This is a genomic window from Bradyrhizobium cosmicum, assembly GCF_032290525.1.
In the GTDB taxonomy this organism is placed as follows: Bacteria; Pseudomonadota; Alphaproteobacteria; order Rhizobiales; family Xanthobacteraceae; genus Bradyrhizobium; species Bradyrhizobium cosmicum_A.
Genome location: NZ_JASXTA010000032.1, coordinates 1 through 17,827, shown reverse-complemented (window position 1 = coordinate 17,827; position 17,827 = coordinate 1). Strand labels below are relative to the sequence as shown.

The following is a 17,827-nucleotide window of genomic DNA, read 5'->3' as shown; positions in this document are numbered from 1 at the left end:
TTGAATTCCGCTCTCCTCGATCTTGTGTCCAGACGCTTCCACACCGTCATGGCCGGGCTTGTCCCGGCCATCCACGACCTTTGTCGCGCCACGAAAAACGTGGATGCCCGGGCCTTCGCCTCGCCGAAGCGGCTTTGGCCGCGCAGGCGGGACGAGCCCGGGCATGACGAGGAGAGGGAGAGGTGAAGTACGCTACCGCGTCATCCTGTTCCACGCATCCAGCCCGGCGATCTTGTAGGCCTCTGCCAGCGTCGGATAGTTGAACGTGTTCTGGATGAAATAGTCGATGGTGCCTTTGAGGTTCAGCACGGCCTGGCCGATATGGATCAATTCGGTGGCGCCTTCGCCGAGGATGTGCACGCCGAGCAGGCGGCGCGTCTTGGTCGAGAAGATCATCTTCATCATGCCGCTGTTCAGCCCCATGATGTGGCCGCGCGAGGTTTCGCGGAAGCGCGCGATGCCGACCTCGTAGGGAATGCCGCGGGTCCGCACCTCTTCCTCCGTCAAGCCCGCCGTGGAGATCTCCGGCACCGAATAGATGCCGTAGGGAAAGAACTCCGGCGGCGCCATCGGCTCCATGCCGAGCGCGTGACAGGCGGCGACGCGACCCTGCTCCATCGAGGTCGAGGCCAAGCTCGGAAAGCCGATCACGTCGCCAGCCGCGTAGATGTGCGGTACGCTGGTCTGGAGCGTCACCGGATCGACCGAGATGCGGCCGCGATGGTCGACCACGATGCCGGCCGCGTCGAGGTTGAGCCGGTCGGTGGCGCCGACACGCCCGGCCGCGAACAGCAGCATTTCCGTGGTGACGTGCCGCCCGTCCGACAAATGCGTGACGATGCTGCCCTGCGCAGTCTTCTCGATCGAGTTGACCTTGGCGCCGAGCCGCAGCGCGACATTGCGGTCGCGCAGTTCGTGCATGAACTCGTCGATCAATTCCTTGTCGATGAAATCGAGGAAGGTCGGACGCGGTTCGATCAGGGTCACGGGCACGTCGAGCGCGCTGAAGATCGTGGCGTATTCGACGCCGATCACGCCGGCGCCGATCACGGCGAGACTGCGCGGCAGCTTTGGCAGCTCGATGATCTGGTCGCTGTCGAGCACTGTGGCGCCATCGAACGGCACATAGTCGGGCCGGAACGGGCGCGTGCCGCAGGCGATCAGGATGAAAGCCGCCGACACCACCTTCACCTCGCCGATCGGGCTGGTGATCTCGACCTCGTGCGGTGAGACCAGCCGCGCCTCGCCATTGGCGGTGCGGACCAGGTTGCGGCTGAACTGATGCTCCAAGACCTCGACCTCATGGTCGAGTGTCTTCTGCAGCCGTGTCATCAGATCGCTGGCGGCGATATCCTGCTTCACCCGGTAGGAGCGGCCATAGAAGCCGCGCTCGCGCCAGCCGGAGAGATTGAGCACGGTCTCGCGCAATGTCTTGGACGGGATGGTGCCGGTGTGAACGGAGACGCCGCCAACCCGCCGACCCTTCTCCACCACCAGCACGGCCTTGCCGAGCTTGGCGCATTGCACCGCGGCCCGGCGCCCCGACGGGCCCGAGCCGATCACAACCATGTCGTAGTCGTACATCCGGAAGACTTCCGAGCCCGCAAAACCAGCGGGAATTGCCATGCAGCAATCGGGCCAATGCAGCAAGTCCTACCTCGGAGGTAATCGCGCGGATGACGCCGATCTGCGAGCTTGGCGTGTCAATAAATCGCTGAAAGTCCGCGTACCGATGCATCAAATCGTCACAAAACCGGTTGATTCGACCCGCCGCTGGTGGGTGCTGGCGATCGTCGTTGCCGCTCAATTCATGTTCGGCGTCGACGCCTTCATCGTGAACGTCGCCATTCCCACTATCGCGGCCGATCTGCACGCGACGCCGGCGCAGATCGAGTCCGTCATCGCGATCTATCTGATCGCCTATGCCACGCTGGTCGTGACCGGCGGCCGGCTCGGCGACATTCACGGCACCAAGAACGTGTTCCTGGCCGGCGTGCTCGGCTTCACGGCGACCTCGCTGTGGTGCGGCCTCGCGCACTCAGGCGCGGAGCTGATCCTCGCGCGGCTGGCGCAGGGCGCGACCGCCGCGCTGATGGTGCCGCAGGTGCTGGCGACGCTGCATCTGCTCTTCAGCGACGAACAGCGCGGCCGCGCCTTCGCCATCTACGGCATCGTGCTCGGGCTTGCGGGTGCTGCTGGCTTCCTGCTCGGCGGACTCCTCGTCACGCTCGATCTCGCCGGCACCGGCTGGCGCGCGGTGTTCTTCGTCAATGGGCCCTGCGGCCTCCTCATCGCCATGGCTGCGTGGCGCATCATGCCGTCGGTGCCGCGCCGGGCCGGGACAAAGCTGGACATCAAGGGCAGCGTCGTCCTGTTCGCGGGGCTGCTGTGCCTGATCGGGCCGCTGCTGTTCGGCCATGACTTCGGCTGGGCGCCCTGGCTATGGGCGGTGATGGCGATTGGCGGCGCGATCCTCGTCGCATTCCTCAAGCTCGAGCATGCGGTGGCGCGCGCCGGCGGCATGCCGCTGATCGACCTGACGCTGCTGGCGGATGCCGCGTTCCTGCGCGGACTCGGCGCGGCGTTCTTCTTCTTCGTCGCCAATCTGTCATTTTACCTCGTCATGACGCTGTTCATGCAGCGCGGCCTGAAGATTCCGCCGCTCGCAGCCGGCTTGGCCTGCATTCCACTTGCAATCGCGTTCGTCGTGGCCTCGCGCCACAGCGGCGCACGCGCGCGGCATCGCGGCACCAAAGTCTTGATCGAAGGCTGCGCGTTGCAGATTGCGGGCCTCGCGGCGCTCGCGCTTGTTGCATTCCATGCCGAGGCGCCGACGCCGCTCGCGCTTGCGCTGACCATGAGCATCTTCGGCTACGGTCAGGGCCTCGTGATGGCGCCGCTCTCCGGCGCGGTGCTCTCGACCGTCAAACCCGCCGCTGCAGGATCGGCATCCGGGATCTACGGCACCATTGCGCAGATTGGAAATGCGGCCGGAGTGGCCGCAATCGGCGCGGTGTTCTTCGCGGTTGAAGCACTGCAATCAGCGCGGGCAGGTTTTCTCGTCTCGCTCGCGCTGTTTGTGACATTAATCATGGCCTGCGCCGCATTTCTGGCGTGGATGCGCCGCGCATCTGCAAGAAGTTGAGGCACTGCGGTTAATAGGTGGCGGATTTCTGCGGGTTTCTGCGCGATTTCGGGTGATTGGCAGCACACGGCCTTTTTATTTTGCACCGCAGCAACTATCTGGTTTGGCTGAACGTTGAACGTCGCCTTGCCAGGAGTTGCCGTGTCGCTCGCCAGAAATGTCGGTCTCTTGAGACATCTGCCAAAGGTGGATGGTCTGCGCCTTGCCGAGTTCGGCCGGAGCGCGGACGTGTCCAGTCCGTTGGAAGAAGTCACGGACTTCGGCGACAATCCCGGAGCCTTGCGCATGTTCGCGTTCGTGCCGGAGCAGTTCCAGAAGCCGCGCGCGCTCGTCGTCGTGCTGCACGGCTGCGGCCAGACCGCTGCGAGCTACGATCTCGGCGCGGGTTGGTCGACGCTGGCGCAACATTACGGCTTCGCGCTGGTGATGCCCGAGCAGCAGCGCGTCAACAACGGCAACACCTGCTTCAACTGGTTCAATCCGGAAGACACTGCGCGCGACAGCGGCGAGGCGCGTTCGATCCGCGAGATGATCGCGCACATGGTTCAAACGCATCGAATCGATCCGAGGCGCGTCTCCATCACCGGCCTGTCCGCCGGCGGCGGCATGACGTCGGTGATGCTCGCGACCTATCCGGAAGTGTTTGCGGCCGGCGCGATCATCGCCGGTCTGCCCTACGGCATCGCCTCGAACCTGCGCGAGGCGCTCGACGGCATGTTTCATTCGCCGCAGAGGCCCGAGCGCGAGCTCGGCGATTTCGTGCGACGGGCCTCGAATCATCGCGGGCCCTGGCCGAAGATCTCGGTGTGGCACGGCAGCGCCGACCGCACCGTCAATCCCGGCAACGCCAACGAGATCGTCAAGCAGTGGCTCGACCTGCACGATCTGCCCGCAGTGCCGATGGCGGAGACCAATGTCGACGGTTATCCGCGCCGGGCCTGGTGGAACAAGGACGGCGAAACGCTGGTCGAGTCCTACACCATCACCGACATGGCGCACGGCACGCCGCTCGGCCTTGCCGACAACGACCAACGCTACGGCGTCGAAGGCGCGTTCCTGATCGAGGCCGGCATCTCCTCGTCCTATCACATCGCAAAGTTCTTCGGCCTGACCGGCTGGATTCCGGACGCTGCGAAGAAGGCTGAGGCAAAGACGACGCCGGCCCGCTCGCCCGCGCCGCATCTCGCCCGATCGATCCGCGCGGCGGTCGCGGAGCCGGCAGAGCCGAAGCGCGAGCAGGCTCGCGGCTTCGATCTCGGCCAGATCATCACGCGGGCGCTCACGGCCGCGGGATTGATGAAGTAGCTCAGGCCGTCTGATCGATCCACGCGATCGGCGTCGCCGTCACCTCGCCGCCGGCAACTTTCCGCGTCATCTCCTGATAGGCCTTGAAGAAGTCGCGCGATTGCAGCGCTTTTTGCGCCGCGTCATCCGCGACGCTGGCGAGGTGGAAATAGCTGTTATCGTCGCGGTTCTTCAGGACACGATAGCCGATCCGTCCTTTCAGCTCCGGATCGCCGTCGATCGCCTTGATGAAACGGCTGATCTCCTGGTGCCATGCGTCCGTCGTGCCATTCTTGAATTCGTACTTGATCATGAAGTGCTTCATGTGACGCTCCCTGTTCGTCTTGTGCGTCATCATCTGCGTGCTACTCGCAGTCCTGCAAGTATGGACAAAATTGATAGTATGGACTTTTTCGCCGTTGCTCCTATCGTCATACGCACATGGAGGAGACGACATGGCAAGAGCAGTTCCGGCGCGCGCCTGTCCGGTCGCGGCCTTTCAGAAGATGATCAGTGGCAAGTACAAGCTCCGCATCGTCTGGGATCTCAAGGACGGTCCGCGCCGCTATGGCGAGATCAGGAGTGGCCTGCTCCGTGGCACGTCCGGCAGCGCCGAGATCACCCCGCGCGTGCTCAGCCGTGAATTGAAGGCGCTGACGGAAAGCGGCCTCATCGACCGCAAGGATTTTGGCGAGGTGCCGCCGAAAGTCGAGTATCGCCTGACCCGCAAGGGCAAGAGCTTCGTCCCCGTCGTCGCCGCGATCCGCGACTGGGGCGACCGTAACCTGAGCGAACCGGCGGCGTTCGCGGACGCCGCCGAATAACTTTACATCTCGCCGGTGATGAACGGATTGGTCATCCGCTCCTGGCCGATGCTCGAGCCTGCGCCGTGGCCGCAGATGAAGCCGACATCGTCGCCGAGCGGCAGCAGCTTGGCCTTGATCGAATTGATCAGCGTCGCGTGACTGCCGCCGGGCAAATCGGTGCGCCCGACCGAGCCGGCGAACAGAACGTCGCCGACATGGGCGAAGCGCAACTCCTTGTTGAAGAACACCACGCTGCCGGGCGAGTGGCCGGGGCAGTGATAGATGTCGAACCGCAAGCCGCCGATCGACACGGTATCGCCCTCATCAAGCCAGCGGTCGGGCGCAAAATTGCGGACGCCGGTCATGCCGAAGCGCGCGCCGCTCTCGACCACATTGTCGAGCAGGAACTTGTCGGCGACGTGCGGACCCTCGATCGGCACCTTCAGCGCATCGCGCAATTCGGCCGCGCCGCCGACATGGTCGATATGACCGTGGGTCAGCCAGATCTTCTCGACGGTGACGCCGGTCTGCTTGATCGCGTCCAGGATCTTCGGCACGTCCCCGCCGGGATCGATCACCACGGCCTGCTTGGAGGGCTCATCCCAGATGATGGTGCAATTCTGCTCGAACAGCGTCACGGGGACAATGATCGCGCCGGCCTTGGATTGCGTGTCGTTTTGCTCGGTCATGGACCGCACAATGCCGATTTTTGCCATGCCGCCAAGCAAAAGATTCGTGCCCGGGCCAGGGAACAGCCCGACCTGCCGTCACACGGCCGTCCCATTTCGCCTGCTGATTTGAACCGGGGCGCTCCTTCCGCGTTCTCTCGCGCGAGACGCGGTTTTTGGTGGGTTTTCCGGCATGACTCAGGGCAGCGAGAACTGGTGGCGCGAGGGCATCTTCTATCAGATCTATCCGCGCTCCTTTCAGGACTCGAACGGTGACGGCGTCGGCGATCTCGCCGGCATCCTCCGGCGCCTGCCCTACGTGAAATCGCTCGGCGTCGATGCGATCTGGCTGTCGCCGATTTTTCCCTCGCCGATGGCCGATTTCGGCTACGACATCTCCGACTATACCGGCATCGAGCCGCTGTTCGGCACGATGGAGGATTTCGATGCGCTGCTTGCCGCCGCGCACGACAACGGCCTCAAGCTGATCCTCGACCTCGTGCCGAACCACACCTCGGACCAGCATCCCTGGTTCGTCGAGAGCCGGTCCTCGCGCGACAATCCCAAACGCGACTGGTACCTCTGGCGCGACCCGGGGCCCGACGGCAGCGTGCCGAACAACTGGCTGTCCGAGTTCGGCGGCAGCGCGTGGCAGTTCGACGAGACCACGGGGCAATATTACTACCACGCGTTCCTGGCGCAGCAGCCGGACCTCAACTGGCGCCATCCCGACGTCCGCGCAGCGATCTACGACGTGATGCGATTCTGGCTGGACAAGGGCGTCGACGGCTTTCGCGTCGACGTGATCTGGCACCTGATCAAGGACGCCGAATTCCGCGACAATCCGCCCAATCCGCATTACGTCGAGGGCCGGCCGCCGAACGAACGAATCCTTACGCAATACTCCACCGACCAGCCGGAGGTGCATGACGTGATCGCGCAGATGCGGCGTGTCACCGATGCGTTTGGCGCGCGCGTGCTGATCGGCGAGATCTATCTGCCGCTGCACCGGCTGGTGGCCTATTACGGCAACGACCTCACCGGTGCGCAGATGCCGTTCAATTTCGCGCTGCTCTCGACGTTCTGGAGCGCGCGCTCGATCGAGAAGATCATCGACGACTACGAGAAGGCGCTGCCGAACGGTGCTTGGCCGAACTGGGTGCTCGGCAATCACGATCGCCCGCGCGTAGCGAGCCGCATCGGCGAGGTGCAGGCCCGCGTCGCCGCCATGCTGCTGCTGACGCTGCGCGGCACGCCGACGCTCTATTACGGCGACGAGATCGGCATGCATCAGGTGGCGATCGCGCCGGAGGACGTGCGCGATCCCTTCGAGAAGAACGTGCCCGGCATCGGGGTCGGCCGCGACGGCTGCCGCACGCCGATGCAGTGGGATTCATCGCGGTTCGGCGGCTTCTCGGATATCCGGCCATGGCTGCCGCTGCCCGAGGATCATATCCACGAGAACGCCGTCGATCTCGACGCCGATCCGCGCTCGATCCTCTCCTTGTACAAGCGCCTGATTGCCTTGCGGCAGGCCTCTCCGCCGCTGGTTTCGGGCGATTATCATCCGATCGCCGCACAAGGCGATCTCCTGATCTATCGCCGCGAGGCCGAGGGCAGCGGGTTGATCGTCGTGCTCAATCTCGGTCCCGAGCCGATCGCGGTGACCACGAGCGCGCTACGCTTCGGCAGCGAGATTCTGATCTCGACTTTCCTCGACCGCGACGGAGAAAAGCTAGAAGGCGTACTGGACTTGCGCGGCAATGAGGGGGTGATCGTCGCGCCGCCAGCCGAGCTGTCGTCCCGGGGCGCGACGTAGTCGCGAGCCCGGGACCCATAACCACAGGGAGGAGTTTGACGAAGACTCGGAGTTACCGCCTGTGCGCCTACACTCCTCGCTGTGGTTATGGGTCCCCGCCTTCGCGGGGACGACAGCGGAGAGTGCCGCTACAGTAGTCGGGTGTTTCATTGCTGCGGAATGTGTGGCGGCACCTACCCCGGATGCTTGTTACCCGCAGTCTTCTCGTCGATGTCACTTCGCTTCAACAGGTAGTCCAGCCCGCCGACCCGATACCAGCGATACCCATACGGCTCCAGCAGGACGCGATGCCGGCCGCGCTTGTCGGCGTGGCTGTGATCCTCCGCGAGCAGATTGATGAGGTGCTTGCCGGCGTCGCCGCGCAGCCCCGCCGAGAACGCGGTCTCGCGCGGCTTCTCGTCGAGATTGTGCACGAACAGCACGGAATTGTTGCGCCAGTCGTAGCGTATGATGAAGACGGCGGGATCCCGGGTCGGGATAACAGCGAAATCGCCCCAGCCGATCTCCGGCACTTCCTTGCGCATGCGGACGATGCGCTCGGTCCAGTTCAGCATGGAGTTTGGATCGCGCCGCTGCTTTGCGACATTGACGTGCTCGAACCCGTAAGGCCCCTTGTCGATGACGGGCAAGGCAGGCTTGTCGCTGGTGGTGAATCCGCCATGCGGCTCCGTCGACCATTGCATCGGCGTGCGCGCGCAATTGCGCTCGGGCAATGAGAGATCGTCGCCCATCGCGATCTCGTCGCCGTAGCGGATGACCGGCGTTCCCGGCAGAGTGCACATCAGGCTGTAGGCGAGCTCGAGCCGCCTGCGGTCGCCGCCCAGCATTGGCGCGAAGCGGCGGCGAATGCCGCGGTCGTAGAGCTGCATGTCCTTGTCCGGACCAAAGCGCTTGAAGACGATGTCGCGTTGCTTGTCGGTCAACCGGCCGAGATCGAGCTCGTCGTGATTGCGCAGGAACAGGCCCCATTGTGCGGTAGCCGGGCGCGGTTTTGTCGCCTTCAGCGCCTTTGCAAGCGGGCGCGAATCGCCGGAGGCCAGCGCATAGAACAGGTGCTGGTTGACCTGGAAGTTGAACATCATGTGCATGCGATCGGCATCACGGCCGAAATATTCCATGTCGGTCTTTGGCAGCACGTTGGCCTCGGCGAGGATGATGGCGTCGCCCTGTCGCCATTGCAGGAATTCACGGAACATACGCAGCATGTCGTACTGCTCGGCCGGCGCCTTCACCTTGGCGCCTTTGGTCGCGATCACGAATGGGACCGCGTCCATGCGGAAGCCGGACACGCCGAGCTGGATCCAGAAGCCCATGATCTTCAGGATCTCGGCCTGTACCTGTGGGTTCGACGTGTTGAGATCAGGCTGGAAATCGTAGAAGCGATGGAAGTAGTACGCGCCGGCTTCCTTGTCGCGCGTCCAGGTCGATTTCTGCACCCCGGGAAATACCATGCCCTTGTTGGCACCGGCCGGCTTCTTGTCCGACCACACATACCAGTCGCGATAGGGCGAATTCCTGTCGCGCCGCGCCGCCTTGAACCAGGGATGCTGGTCCGAGGTGTGGTTGACGACGAGATCGATGATGATGCGAATGCCGCGCTGCTTGCAGCCGTGGGTGAACTCGACGAAATCGCCGAGGGTGCCGTAGCGGGAATCGACGCTGTAATAGTCGGCGACATCGTAGCCGTCGTCGCGGCCGGGCGAGGTCTGGAACGGCATCAGCCAGATCGTGGTGATGCCGAGGCCGTGCAGATAATCGAGCCGGCGCAGCAGGCCCTTGAAATCGCCGACGCCGTCGCCGTTGGCGTCCATATAGGTGCCTACAGACAGGCAGTAGATAATGGCGTTCTTGTACCAGAGATCGTCGATCATGCGCGAGCCGCCTCGGTGGTTCCGCCGAGGTGCGGCGGCTGCGTGATAAGTGCGGGGGCAGAAGGAGGTTCCGCGCTCCGCTGTCGTCCCGGGCGCGCCACTTGGCGCGAGCCCGGGACCCATACCCACAGGGAGCAGTTTGGCGAAAACGCGAAGTTGCCAGCTTGCGCGGTAACTCCTCCCTGTGGCTATGGATTCCGGGCTCGCGCTGCGCGCGCCCCGGAATGACCGGCGGAATGGAATCGGCTAATCTCCCGCCATGGACAATACCGCCCGCAATATCGCCCTCGTTCCGCCGCCCGATCGGCGTCAGTCGGAAACGGCGCTGGCGGTCGCGCGCGGCACGGCGCGGCTGCTCCGTTCGCTCGGTTTCACCTGCATCAGCGAATTGCCGCTGCCCTCGGGCCGGCGCGCCGATCTGGTGGCGCTGAACGAGCGCGGCGAGATCTGGATCGTCGAGATCAAGTCATCGGTGGAGGATCTGCGCGCCGATCAGAAATGGCACGAGTACCGCGCCCATTGCGACCGGCTGTTCTTCGCCTTCACGCAGGATTTGCCGTGCGAGATATTTCCTCAAGATACCGGCCTGATCGTCGCGGACGCCTATGGCGCGCACCTGCACTGCGAGGCGCCCGAGCACAAGCTTGCTGCCGCCACGCGCAAGCAGATGACGGTGCGGTTCGCGATGGCGGCGGCCTTGCGGATCAACCGCCTGGTCGATCCGCAGGGGCACGCGGATTTTTGGGAATAGGACAGTCTCGTCTCCCGGACGCGCTGCAACGCGCTAGCGTTGCTGCGCAGAGCCGGGACCCAGAAAGCGGCGGACGATTCAAGCTGAGGCATGGGCCCCGGCTCAGCAGCGCATCACTTCGTGCTGCGCTGCGTCCGGGGCACGATACCGCAGACCCTTACCTCGGCGCGCGCTTGGCCAGAATCCGCTGCAAGGTCCGGCGGTGCATGTTGAGCCGGCGCGCCGTTTCCGAGACGTTGCGGTTGCACATTTCGTAGATGCGCTGGATGTGCTCCCACCGGACGCGGTCGGCGGACATCGGGTTGGTCGGCAGCTCGGATTTGTCCGTGCTGGTCGAGAGCAGCGCGGCGACGACGTCGTCGGCATCCGCGGGCTTCGAGAGATAGTCGATCGCTCCCATCTTCACCGCGGTCACGGCGGTGGCGATGTTGCCATAGCCGGTCAGCACGATGGCGCGGGCTTCGGGGCGCTTCTTCTTCAGCGCGGAGACGACGTCGAGGCCGTTACCGTCGCCAAGGCGGAGATCGACGACGGCGAATGCCGGTGCGGCCCTACCGATTTGCGCAAGACCATCGGAAACCGTGTCGCACGATGTCACAGCAAAACCACGTGTCTCCATCGCGCGCGACAACCGCTCCAGAAACGGCTTGTCGTCCTCCACGATGAGAAGCGAGCGGTCGGTCTGTTCGTCCAGTTCAGCGATGGCGTTCAAGGTGTTTTCCTTTGTCCTGCACATCTGAATATGGCGTCGCAACCAGGCGGTGCCAAGGCCGCCAATAGTCGGTCGGTCCTGCTGTGCGACGCAAGGTCGCGGTCTATCCTATTGTTTCTTCGAGCGTCTCGATAGCCTCAAAACGTTCTCTCGGCCAATTGATGTGAACCACTGCGCCGTGTTCCGGGAAGATCCGGTTGGTAAACGAGACCTTGGCACCGGTGCGCTCCAGCAAGGTGCGTGCGATGAACACGCCCAGTCCGAGGCCACGCCGCTCGCCGGTGCCGTCATCCATGTTGCGCCGCCGCGACAGATAGGGCTCGCCGATCCGGTTCAGGATGTCGGGCGGAATGCCGGGCCCGTCGTCGGAGATCACGAGCTCGATCGTGTCCTTGTTCCACCAGGCATTCACCTCGACCGTGGTACGGGCGAAATCGACCGCATTCTCGACGATGTTGCCGATGCCGTAGAGGCTCGCCGGATTGCGCGAGCCGACCGGCTCGGCCGCTACTGCGACCGCGATCCGCACCTTGATTTCGACGCCGAAATCGCGATGCGGCGCCACCACCTCCTCGATCAGCTCCGACAACTTCATGCGGTCGAACGGCGCGCCGGTGGACGAGAGCTGGGTGATCTTGCTGAGGATCTCGCGGCAGCGCTGGGTCTGCTCGCGCAGCGTCTTCACATCGGCGGCAAAGCTGGCGTCCTTCACCGTCTTTTCCAGCTCGCGCGAGATCAGGAAGATCGTCGCGAGCGGCGTGCCGAGCTCGTGCGCGGCCGCGGCGGCGAGGCCGTCGAGCTGGGTCAGATGCTGCTCGCGCGTCAGCACCAGCTCGGTTGCGGCCAGCGCGTCCGCCAGCTTGCGCGCCTCCTCGGTGACCTGGAACGAGTAGAGGCTGGTGACGCCGATCGCGAGCACGATCGAGAGCCAGACGCCGACGAGATAAATCGGCGGCAGCACCAGCGGATCGTCGGAATCCCAGGGTAGCGGCAGATGGAAGAACACCAGGATCGAGGCGCAGGCGACCGCCAGCACGCCGAGCCCGAAGGTGAAGCGGGCCGGCAGCGCGGTGGCCGAGATCAGCACCGGCGCGAGGAACAGGAACGAGAACGGGTTCTGCAGCCCGCCGGTGAAGAACAGCAAGCCGGCCAGCTCGACGATGTTCAGCGCCAGCAATCCCGCCGCCTGGATCGGCTCCAGCCGCTGCAACGGATTGGACACGGTCTGGAGCGCGAGATTGAGCGCCGCCGACAGCGCGATGATGCTGACGCAGGGGACGATCTCGACGTTGAACTCGAGCCCCTGTGCCACGATGAAGATCGCGGCGAGCTGCCCGAGCACCGCGAGCCAGCGCAGCCGCAGGATCGTGTCCAGGCGGATATGCCGCTGCGCGTGGCGGAAGTCGGAAGCGGCAATTTCGGTCATGTCGGCCAATGGGCAGTGCCTTCTCGATCACAAACGCAGAACTCGCGGAACCACCCGGGCATTACAAGCCTTGCGCTCTCCGCGGCAATAGCAGAAGAACGCCCCAGCATGACCGGGAACGACAAAGCTTCAAGTCCGCCGACTGTCGCGGAGCGCGGCTCCTCCGCGGCAATTGCGGTCGATCACCTCGTCAAGGTCTACAAGCAGACCCGCGCCGTCGACGATATCTCGTTTTCGCTGCCGCGCGGCAGCATCACCGGACTGCTGGGCGGCAACGGCGCCGGCAAGACCACGACCATCGCGATGATCATGGGCCTGGTGCTGCCGACCTCCGGGCGTGTGCAGGTGCTCGGTCACAGGATGCCCGAGCAAAGCGCTGCCGTGCTGGGGCGGATGAATTTCGAGAGCCCCTATGTCGACATGCCGATGCGGCTCACGGTGCGGCAGAACCTCACGATCTTCGGCAAGCTCTACGCCGTGAAGAACCTGCCCGACCGCATCGCAAAACTCGCCGAGGAGCTCGATCTCACCGAATTCATCGACCGCGCCAACGGCAAGCTCTCCGCCGGCCAGAAGACCCGCGTCGCGCTGGCCAAAGCGCTGATCAACCAGCCCGAGTTGCTGCTGCTGGACGAGCCGACCGCCTCGCTCGATCCCGACACCGCCGACTGGGTACGGGCGCATATGGAGCGCTATCGCAGGGAGAACGACGCCACCATCCTGCTCGCCTCGCACAACATGCTCGAGGTCGAGCGGCTGTGCGACCGCGTCATCATCATGAAGCGCGGCCGCATAGAGGACGACGATACGCCCGATGCCATCATGACCCGCTACAACCGCACCACGCTGGAAGAGGTGTTCCTGGACGTCGCGCGCGGCCGGAACGGAGCGAAAGAGGCGGCACGATGAGCGAGGCACTGGCGTTTCTTTCGTCATTGCGAGCGAAGCGAAGCAATCCAGAATCTCTCCGCGGAATGATTCCGGATTGCTTCGTCGCAAGGGCTCCTCGCAATGACGGCGCGCGCGGACCGTGGAGAGGCCATGATTGATATCTCCCTCCACCGCGGCATCTCCCTCCATCGCATCGGCGCGATGATCCTGCGCTATTGGTATTTGCTGCTATCGTCCTGGCCGCGGCTGCTCGAGCTGTTGTACTGGCCGGCGCTGCAGGTGATCACCTGGGGCTTTCTGCAGCTCTACATCGCCGAGAACGCCAATTTCTTCGCCCGCGCGGGCGGTACGCTGATCGGCGCCGTCATCCTCTGGGACATCCTGTTCCGGGGACAGCTCGGCTTTTCCATCTCGTTCCTGGAGGAGATGTGGGCGCGCAACCTCGGCAACCTCATGATGAGTCCGCTCCGGCCGATCGAGTTTCTGCTGTCGCTGATGATCATGAGCCTGATCCGCCTCGCGATCGGCGTGATCCCGATGACGCTGCTGGCGCTGTTCCTGTTTCACTTCAACGTCTATGCCCTCGGCCTGCCGCTGATCGCGTTCTTCTGCAATCTGATCTTCACGAGCTGGTCGGTCGGCATCTTCGTCTCGGGGCTGGTGCTGCGAAACGGTCTCGGCGCCGAGAGCATCGTCTGGACGCTGATGTTCGCGATCATGCCGCTCGCCTGCATCTACTATCCCGTGAGCGTGTTGCCGCTCTGGCTGCAATACGTCGCCTGGGTGCTGCCGCCGACTTACGTGTTCGAGGGGATGCGCGCGCTGCTGATCGAGAACACCTTCAGGACCGATCTGATGCTGGAGGCGTTAGCCATCAATACCGTGCTCTTGGTGGCTTCTTTTGGGGCATTCCTTGCCCTTTTGCGCAGCGCCAGAAAGCACGGCTCGCTGCTCTCGGGTGGCGAATAGCTTCACTTTCCCGTGGATTCAGGCTGGTTTAGCCCTCTTCGCTACGTACATCTACGGAACCATGCATTGACGCAATATTACGCATTCGGCAGTATGCTGCGATGCGAAGAGGAATATGACGATGCCTATTGGTGAGTTTGGTGCGCCGCCCCTGTCGGCCGAAGGCAGTCCGGCTCTGACGACGCCGATGTACTGGATGTACGAGATGGGGCAGGCCTCTCTCAATCCGGCGCGTGCGATCACCGACGCGACCAAGCTGCTGTTTCAGAATCCCCTCAATCCCTGGGCTCGCACCGAGGTCGGCAAGTCGGTCGCCGCGGCCTGCGAATTGTTCGAGCGCACCACGCGCCGCTACGGCAAGCCGGAATGGGGCCTCAACGACACCGAGGTCAACGGCATCCGCGTCCCCGTCGAGGTCCGCTCGGTCTGGGAAAAGCCGTTCTGCAAGCTGCTCTATTTCGATCGCAAGTTCACCCGTCCGCTGCGCAGCCCGCAGCCGCGCGTGCTGATCGTGGCGCCGATGTCAGGCCACTATGCGACGCTGCTGCGCGGCACGGTCGAGGCCTTCCTGCCCGCGCATGAGGTCTATATCACCGATTGGGCCGATGCCCGCATGGTGCCGCTCAGCGACGGCCGCTTCGATCTCGACGACTACATCGACTACGTCATCGAGATGCTGCACGTCCTCGGCGGCAACACGCATGTGCTGGCGGTGTGCCAGCCCTCCGTGCCCGTCGTCGCCGCCGTCTCGATCATGGAAGCGGGGCGCGATCCGTTCGTGCCAACCTCGATGACACTGATGGGCGGCCCGATCGACACCCGCCGCAATCCGACCGCGGTGAACAAGCTCGCTCAGGAGCGCGGCATCGACTGGTTCCGCAACACCGTCATCACCAAGGTGCCATTCCCGCATCCCGGCATGATGCGCGACGTCTATCCGGGCTTCCTGCAGCTCAACGGGTTCATCAGCATGAACCTCGACCGGCACATGGACGCCCACAAGCGCCTGTTCGCCAATCTGGTGAAGGGCGACGGCGACCTCGTCGACAAGCATCGCGACTTCTACGACGAATATCTCGCGGTGATGGATCTCTCAGCCGAGTATTATCTCCAGACCGTCGACACCGTGTTCGTGAAACACTCGCTGCCAAAGGGCGAGATGACCCATCGTGGAACCCGCGTCGATCCCTCCAAGGTCACGCGCGTCGCGCTGATGACGGTCGAGGGCGAGAACGACGACATCTCCGGCCTCGGTCAGACCGAAGCAACGCACACTTTGTGCAGCGCGATTCCCGATCATCGCCGCGTTCATTACGTCCAGAAGGGCGTCGGGCATTACGGCGTGTTCAACGGCTCGCGTTTCAAGTCGGAAATCGTGCCACGGATTCACGACTTCATGGTCTCGGCTGCGAATCCGAGCTCGCTGCAGGCGCTCGCGGCCGAATAGCGCGTGTTTTTCGGCTTTCCCGTCGAAAATTCAGGTCCTGCCGGAGGTTCCGCGGGCCCTGACCCCCGCTAGATTCGTGGTATTTAGGTAGCTTTCTAGGAGTGAGTCTGTCCTCACCCCTTGGGGGTGCCGCATGCGTCCAGCGGAGGCGAAAAAAGCCGGTTCCAACCCCAGTCTGTAGGGTCTCCCGGACGCCTGACCCCTGTATATTGGGCAAATGATTTGTTTTTGCGCCGAGCGCTTTCCCTGGCGGCGGTTATGGCAGAATCCGGGCGAACTCCTGCTCCCCGGACTGACAGACATGGCCACTCGCGCGCTCCTTTATCGGCGGCCCCACGAACCGAAGACCCTCGTCATCACCCACGGATCGCAATTTTTTGCGATCAGGCTGCGCAGGCACCGCCGCGCGCGCCGTTACACGCTCAGAATTCATCCGAGCGATCGCGAAGCCATCCTCACCATGCCGCCGCGCGGCACGTTGGCCGAAGCAAAGGACTTCGCGCAGCGTCACGGCGCATGGATCGCCGCACGTCTCGGTCGCTTGCCGAAGGCCGCGCCGTTCCAGCCTGGCACAGTGATACCGCTGCGCGGCACGCCCCATCGCATCGTTCATCGCGCCGGTGCGCGCGGCACGGTGTGGACCGAGACGCGCGACAGCGGTGAACGCATTCTCTGCGTCGCCGGCGGGCTCGATCACGTCGATCGCCGCGTCAGCGATTTCCTCAAGCGCGAGGCGCGCCGCGATCTCCAGCGTTCGGCGGAAGCCTATGCCGGCGAACTCGGCGTCAAGGTCAAGCGGCTCTCGATCCGCGATCAGTCCAGCCGCTGGGGCTCCTGCACCTCGGCCGGCTCGCTGTCGTTCTCCTGGCGCCTGATTCTCGCGCCGCCCTTCGTGCTCGACTATCTCGCCGCCCACGAGGTGGCCCATCTCGTCGAGATGAACCACTCGGCCCGGTTCTGGCGTGTGTGCGGAAAAGTCTGTCCGTCGATGGAGCGCGCCAAGAAATGGCTCGATACGTACGGCAATGATCTGCACCGGTACGGGATCGAGGAGTAGGGCGGGCTATCACCTCATCCGGCGCTGTCGTCGCCCGCCTTGTGCGCGCTTGCGCACTGGAGCGGGCGATCCAGTATCCCGGAGGCCGTATTGATGGACTCGAGAAGCCGCGGCGTACGGGATTCGCCCGCCTGCGCGGAGAATGACGTTGAGAATGAGGCGACATCTGAGCGACTCAAGGCGCCTGCTCAAGTCATCCCCGCTTAAGCACTGAAATCCGCGCTTGTCCCTGGCTGCTTGCGTGACGCGAGATAGGACGATTGCAATTGCGCGGCGGCCTTCTGCCCCTCGGCCAGCATGGCGTCGAAGGCCGCGTCGAGTTGATCGCGGCTATAGGTCGCAGAGCTGCTTTCACGCGGTGTCCACTGCGATTGCGGGATCGCGGTGGAGGCTTTTTCAACGGTGCCGCCAAGCAGCTCGGCGTAGGTGTCGGCTCGCCATTGCGCCAGACCTGGTCCACTCAGGCCGGGCGGATCCTCCAGCTTGCCGATCTTTGCTGCCGCCGCATTCGTCATTGTCGAGGACCCGCCATTATACAAAGTGGCGACCACCTCGCCGTCGACCTTCACCTCAGCATAGGTGTTCTCAGGTGCATCGTCCGAGACGGCCGATTGGGTTGCGCTCGTATCATGGGTCATCAGCCAGTTCGTTGCCATGAGATCGCGCAGAACAGGATTATCCGCGGCCGATATCGACTTGGCACCTTGCAGCGGCCTCAGTTGCGAGACGTCGATCCGGAAGCCGCTGGTCGCTGCGTCAACCTCCGCAGGCGCTTCCGGCTGGAGGGCCGACGTCGCATTTGAAGCGGACGTTGAGGCGGGGCGCAGATACGGCAACGCTGCGCTGGATACACCGGACATCATGAAACGCTCCTCGTTATTCGCTCAACCTATGAGAGCAAACCATGGGCCATGTGTGGACGGCTCCGGGTTGGCAAGGAGAATCTTCACTTGCGGCGTTGGTCGGAGCAGCCATGTGTTC

At 63.8% G+C, this 17,827-nt stretch carries 16 protein-coding genes; 9 read left to right on the top strand and 7 right to left on the bottom strand.

Annotation, left to right across the window (positions count from 1 at the left end; all coding sequences use genetic code 11):
- Window positions 1–192: 192 nt before the first annotated feature.
- Window positions 193–1,584, bottom strand: a complete 1,392-nt coding sequence (gene sthA, locus QSV46_RS35510) for a Si-specific NAD(P)(+) transhydrogenase (protein ID WP_314962804.1) — start codon at window positions 1,582–1,584, stop codon at window positions 193–195.
- A gap of 148 nt (window positions 1,585–1,732) precedes the next feature.
- Between sthA and QSV46_RS35505 the strand changes: the two genes are divergently transcribed.
- Window positions 1,733–3,145 carry an MFS transporter gene (locus tag QSV46_RS35505; protein WP_314962729.1) on the top strand — a complete coding sequence of 471 codons (1,413 nt, stop codon included), beginning with the start codon at window positions 1,733–1,735 and terminating at the stop codon, window positions 3,143–3,145.
- A gap of 141 nt (window positions 3,146–3,286) precedes the next feature.
- Window positions 3,287–4,450 carry a PHB depolymerase family esterase gene (locus tag QSV46_RS35500; RefSeq protein WP_314962727.1) on the top strand — a complete coding sequence of 388 codons (1,164 nt, stop codon included), beginning with the start codon at window positions 3,287–3,289 and terminating at the stop codon, window positions 4,448–4,450.
- 1 nt (window position 4,451) lies between these two features.
- Here QSV46_RS35500 and QSV46_RS35495 read toward each other — a convergent pair whose 3' ends face one another.
- Window positions 4,452–4,754 carry a hypothetical protein gene (locus QSV46_RS35495; protein ID WP_314962726.1) on the bottom strand — a complete coding sequence of 101 codons (303 nt, stop codon included), beginning with the start codon at window positions 4,752–4,754 and terminating at the stop codon, window positions 4,452–4,454.
- A 130-nt stretch (window positions 4,755–4,884) separates the two neighbouring features.
- On the opposite strand from QSV46_RS35495, the gene QSV46_RS35490 reads away from it, so the two are divergent.
- Window positions 4,885–5,253: a helix-turn-helix domain-containing protein gene (locus tag QSV46_RS35490; protein WP_314962724.1), complete on the top strand. Its 369-nt coding sequence runs from the start codon at window positions 4,885–4,887 to the stop codon at window positions 5,251–5,253.
- 2 nt (window positions 5,254–5,255) lie between these two features.
- On the opposite strand, the gene QSV46_RS35485 is transcribed toward QSV46_RS35490, so the two are convergent.
- Complete coding sequence (locus QSV46_RS35485; protein WP_314962722.1) at window positions 5,256–5,924, bottom strand: MBL fold metallo-hydrolase; 669 nt, start codon at window positions 5,922–5,924, stop codon at window positions 5,256–5,258.
- 172 nt (window positions 5,925–6,096) lie between these two features.
- Here QSV46_RS35485 and QSV46_RS35480 point away from each other — a divergent pair, with 172 nt between their 5' ends.
- Complete coding sequence (locus QSV46_RS35480) at window positions 6,097–7,722, top strand: alpha-amylase family glycosyl hydrolase (RefSeq protein WP_314962719.1); 1,626 nt, start codon at window positions 6,097–6,099, stop codon at window positions 7,720–7,722.
- 173 nt (window positions 7,723–7,895) lie between these two features.
- Here QSV46_RS35480 and QSV46_RS35475 read toward each other — a convergent pair whose 3' ends face one another.
- Window positions 7,896–9,593, bottom strand: coding sequence for an alpha-amylase family protein (locus tag QSV46_RS35475; RefSeq protein WP_314962716.1), 1,698 nt, complete (start codon window positions 9,591–9,593; stop codon window positions 7,896–7,898).
- A gap of 259 nt (window positions 9,594–9,852) precedes the next feature.
- Here QSV46_RS35475 and QSV46_RS35470 point away from each other — a divergent pair, with 259 nt between their 5' ends.
- A complete protein-coding gene (locus tag QSV46_RS35470) occupies window positions 9,853–10,344 on the top strand; it encodes an MmcB family DNA repair protein (protein WP_314962713.1) in 492 nt (163 codons plus the stop codon).
- A 157-nt stretch (window positions 10,345–10,501) separates the two neighbouring features.
- On the opposite strand, the gene QSV46_RS35465 is transcribed toward QSV46_RS35470, so the two are convergent.
- Both QSV46_RS35465 and QSV46_RS35460 read right to left on the bottom strand, forming a co-directional pair.
- Window positions 10,502–11,056, bottom strand: a complete 555-nt coding sequence (locus QSV46_RS35465) for an ActR/PrrA/RegA family redox response regulator transcription factor (RefSeq protein WP_314962710.1) — start codon at window positions 11,054–11,056, stop codon at window positions 10,502–10,504.
- A gap of 103 nt (window positions 11,057–11,159) precedes the next feature.
- The gene (locus QSV46_RS35460) at window positions 11,160–12,482 is read right to left on the bottom strand and encodes an ActS/PrrB/RegB family redox-sensitive histidine kinase (RefSeq protein ID WP_314962707.1); all 1,323 of its coding nucleotides are present in this window, start codon (window positions 12,480–12,482) and stop codon (window positions 11,160–11,162) included.
- Window positions 12,483–12,590: 108 nt separating this feature from the next.
- On the opposite strand from QSV46_RS35460, the gene QSV46_RS35455 reads away from it, so the two are divergent.
- The 4 genes from QSV46_RS35455 (at window position 12,591) to QSV46_RS35440 (ending at window position 16,846) form a co-directional block, all read left to right on the top strand.
- A complete protein-coding gene (locus QSV46_RS35455; RefSeq protein ID WP_314962704.1) occupies window positions 12,591–13,391 on the top strand; it encodes an ABC transporter ATP-binding protein in 801 nt (266 codons plus the stop codon).
- Between the two features lie 132 nt (window positions 13,392–13,523).
- Window positions 13,524–14,342: an ABC transporter permease gene (locus tag QSV46_RS35450; RefSeq protein ID WP_314962701.1), complete on the top strand. Its 819-nt coding sequence runs from the start codon at window positions 13,524–13,526 to the stop codon at window positions 14,340–14,342.
- Window positions 14,343–14,463: 121 nt separating this feature from the next.
- Window positions 14,464–15,789: a polyhydroxyalkanoate depolymerase gene (locus QSV46_RS35445; protein WP_314962699.1), complete on the top strand. Its 1,326-nt coding sequence runs from the start codon at window positions 14,464–14,466 to the stop codon at window positions 15,787–15,789.
- A 217-nt stretch (window positions 15,790–16,006) separates the two neighbouring features.
- On the top strand, window positions 16,007–16,846 hold the full coding sequence (locus QSV46_RS35440; protein WP_314962698.1) for a SprT family zinc-dependent metalloprotease: 840 nt from the start codon (window positions 16,007–16,009) through the stop codon (window positions 16,844–16,846).
- Between the two features lie 203 nt (window positions 16,847–17,049).
- On the opposite strand, the gene QSV46_RS35435 is transcribed toward QSV46_RS35440, so the two are convergent.
- Window positions 17,050–17,709, bottom strand: coding sequence for a hypothetical protein (locus QSV46_RS35435; RefSeq protein WP_314962695.1), 660 nt, complete (start codon window positions 17,707–17,709; stop codon window positions 17,050–17,052).
- Window positions 17,710–17,827 lie beyond the last annotated feature (118 nt).